At 41.9% G+C, this 3,351-nt stretch carries 3 protein-coding genes; 1 reads left to right on the top strand and 2 read right to left on the bottom strand.

The window, feature by feature from the left end; genetic code table 11:
- Window positions 1–354: 354 nt before the first annotated feature.
- Together SORDD16_RS03265 and budA are read right to left on the bottom strand one after the other, a co-directional pair.
- Window positions 355–1,107, bottom strand: coding sequence for a YhfC family intramembrane metalloprotease (locus tag SORDD16_RS03265; RefSeq protein WP_061452366.1), 753 nt, complete (start codon window positions 1,105–1,107; stop codon window positions 355–357).
- A gap of 8 nt (window positions 1,108–1,115) precedes the next feature.
- A complete protein-coding gene (gene budA, locus SORDD16_RS03260) occupies window positions 1,116–1,847 on the bottom strand; it encodes an acetolactate decarboxylase (RefSeq protein WP_000375405.1) in 732 nt (243 codons plus the stop codon).
- Between the two features lie 145 nt (window positions 1,848–1,992).
- Between budA and SORDD16_RS03255 the strand changes: the two genes are divergently transcribed.
- Entirely contained in the window at window positions 1,993–3,264 is a 1,272-nt protein-coding gene (locus SORDD16_RS03255; RefSeq protein ID WP_061452365.1) for an aminotransferase-like domain-containing protein, read from the top strand.
- Window positions 3,265–3,351 lie beyond the last annotated feature (87 nt).

Here is a 3,351-nt window from a genome sequence, read left to right as displayed (position 1 = left end):
CTTCTTTGTCCGCTAGCGTGTGATAGGTCGGTTTAAATGCGCATTCCCAACCTTTGATACCATTGTACATTCTGGAACGCGTTCCACGTCAAGAGAAAAATGAAAAATTTTTTAAATTTTTTTCGAGTATATATAAAGTTGATGTGGACTTCCTTGATAACGGTATCTCCTTGGCTTAATTGAAGATTTTATCAAACAAGTTTTTCATTTCTTGAAAAGCTGGCTGTCCCTTGGTAAATAGGTATTAAACAGAAAGATAGGCTTATCTTCCAGATAATACAGCTGGCGGTAAATAGTAAGAAATAGACAAAAACAGAGTTAAGAGAGAACAATAAAAAGAGGTCACCCCTCTTTTTATGATTTTTTCCAAAATGTAGATTTTGTTAGCCAGATAAAGACTAAAAGTTCTACGAGAAGAACAAACTCAACCAGAAGCGGATTTGCAATCCATCCCACTTGAGATAAGGCTGGAGCCAAGTCAAACAAGGCATGCAAACCATAGGCAGCAAGGAGGTAGATCCATTTCTTTTGACGGACACTTTGATAGACCCAGATGGAAAGACCAATTTGTAGAACCAGAGCAAGCACACGTTCAACTCCTAGTAAATAAACCTGCCATACAGAAAGAGACTGAACCGTTTCGAGCGTAGATTTTGGAAGAAGATTGGCTACATCAGTATTTGAAGACTGGATGAGTGAAAAGAGAATCAAAAGACTGATCAAGCTTCCCATTCCGAGATAGAGCATCTCCAAGCCCCCATGTCCCAAACCATAAGCCAAAGCATCTCGATCTTCTAGCTTTCTCTTTTTCTCCAACCATTTAAAAAAGACAAGGCGGGCAGTTTCTTCAAAGAGGGAAGCCATGGCGATTCCATAAAGGACGTATAAGAAAGGCTGCTCCTGCATAAGCGGAATGGTTCCATCTTTTTGCGGATGGAGTACCAGAAGGTGAACAATCTTCTCTAACACTTGAGAAGAAACAAAAAATGCGATTGCCCCCAAGCCCATCACTGCAAGAGAGATTTTAAACCGTTTTTTGGCATACCAAGTCCCACCTACTAGAATGAGAACCAAAGCGATCATGGTGAGAATAATATGTACTGTCATTTTTTCTCCTATTCTGACTTATCAATATCTTTCTTCATCTCGTCAACGTTAAATTTCGCAAATAAATACTGGCGATCTTGGACTGGAAAACGTTGGTCCAATTGGTCGACTGCCCCAACCTCGATCATTCCTTCTTTAATAACAAAGTCCATCACATGCCCACCAAAGGTCAAATCATCTGAGATAAAATGCAAATGGTAGCCTGCAACACTCACTCCATGGAAAATCTCTGGTGTCCAAAATCCAACAATAGTCCCCGATACATTTTCACGGCTATATTCAGGTTGGTGAGTCGCCACATCAGCAAACTTGGTATCAGGTGTAGATTTGGGAATCATCCGCACATGCATTTGTGAAAATTCGCCATGAATCTTGATGGAACGAAAAAGATTTTCCCCATCATAGTAGGACTCAATTCGCTTTTCCAATTCCTTGTCCGTCATCTCAAAGCGCTGACGAAAAATCACTTCTGCCTGATGAGGAACTACTGCTGCATAGGGAATAAGAGCATCTGCTGCCACCTCAACGATTTCAGGCGTTTGACCAGATCCCTTGGCTTGATAAGCCTTGCCATCAAGGACAATCAACTCCCCGTCAATCGAATCCAATGTCCCTAAGCCGAGATCACCATGTTCCAACAATTCTCCCACTGTCATGGTTCCACCATAGAGACCTGCCATTAGGGCACCTAGAGTATTGTATTGAAATAATTTAACTGGTTCCTGCACTTTTCTATCCATTCTCTTTCTTATCTTTTATTCAATGAATCATCATACTTTCTAAGTATACCACATTTGCTCCTAGTTGTGAAAGGGAGAAATGCTTTTCCCATTGCAAAGGAGGCAAAAAAAAGGTACAATGTAACAAAATCAAGGGAGGTCTGGAATGAAGAAAGAAAGTAAATACCAAGCAGTCGTTTCCTTTCTAAAAAAGGGAATCGAATCAGGAAAATTCCCAACAGGTAGCCGGCTTCCCTCTATCCGTCAACTGAGCCAAGACTTCCACTGTAGCAAGGACACCATTCAGCGCGCCCTACTGGAATTACGCCATGAACAATACCTCTATGCCAAACCCCAAAGTGGCTACTATGTTCTAGAACAAGGACAGCATCAGGACTTAGAAATCGAAGTCACTGATGAACATGCCAGTGCTTATGACGACTTCAGACTCTGCGTCAATGAAACACTGATTGGAAGAGAAAACTACCTATTCAACTACTATGACAACCAAGAAGGCCTTGAGGAACTCAGACAATCTGTCCATCAACTCCTCTTTGACCAAGCCCTCTACTGCAAACCCGACCAACTGGTTCTAACATCTGGTACCCAACAAGCTCTCTTTATCCTTTCTCAGATTAACTTCCCGAGCGAGGGAGAGGATATTTTGGTCGAACAGCCGACTTACCATCGAATGAACCGCCTCTTAGTCGCTCAGGGATTGGCCTATCAGACCATTGAACGCCGAATCGATGGCATTGACCTTGAAGAACTGGAAGAACAGTTCAAATCTGGCAAAATCAAGTTTTTCTATACCATTCCTCGCTTCCACTATCCTCTTGGCCATTCCTATTCTGATCAGGAAAAGAGGGCTATTCTGGATCTAGCAAGCCAGTATGGTGTTTACATCGTAGAGGATGACTATCTGGGGGACCTAGATCCTAGAAAGGGCCAAACCTTCCACTATCTGGCTACTGAGGATCGGGTCATTTATATCAAGTCCTTCTCAACCAGTCTCTTTCCAGCCCTTCGGATCACCGCTCTCATTCTCCCAAATGCCATAAAAAAGGCCTTTGTTTCCTACAAAAATATCCTGGACTATGACAGCAATCTCATCATGCAAAAGGCTCTTTCTCTTTACATTGATAGCCAGTTATTTGAAAAAAATCGACTAGCTCGATTGACCCTTCAAGAGAACTATCAGACTCGGATTAAGGAAGTGCTTGAAGAAAACACTTGTCCCTTGCCCCACTATCCTCTACACGATGGCCTTCTCCTTGATTTGAGACACTTTCCTAAGATTGCCAGTTTGAAACACAGCTCACTCAAACTAGACTTTTTTGAGAAAGCTTATTTGGACGCCTGTCCTTATCAGTTTGCCAAAGTCACTCTCGAAAATCTAGAAGAGCTATTAGAATACCTAAAAGCAGAGTTGGATTAAAGTCCAACTCTGCTTTTTCTTATTGTTCAACTTCTGTTAGTTTTGCTGCCTTTTCAAGATAAGTTTGATAGGTTCCGTCATCTTTCA

The sequence above is a fragment of the Streptococcus oralis genome, assembly GCF_001578945.1.
Classification (GTDB): Bacteria; Bacillota; Bacilli; order Lactobacillales; family Streptococcaceae; genus Streptococcus; species Streptococcus oralis_Q.
Note: the sequence above shows the minus strand (reverse complement) of the source record. Positions and strands in the feature narration are given on the sequence as shown.

Excerpts from the sequence above, each read along its gene's own strand:
- budA (WP_000375405.1), bottom strand. The coding sequence starts at position 1,847 with ATGGATAGAAAAGTGCAGGAACCAGTTAAATTATTTCAATACAATACT.
- SORDD16_RS03265 (WP_061452366.1), bottom strand. The coding sequence starts at position 1,107 with ATGACAGTACATATTATTCTCACCATGATCGCTTTGGTTCTCATTCTA.
- SORDD16_RS03255 (WP_061452365.1), top strand. The coding sequence starts at position 1,993 with ATGAAGAAAGAAAGTAAATACCAAGCAGTCGTTTCCTTTCTAAAAAAG.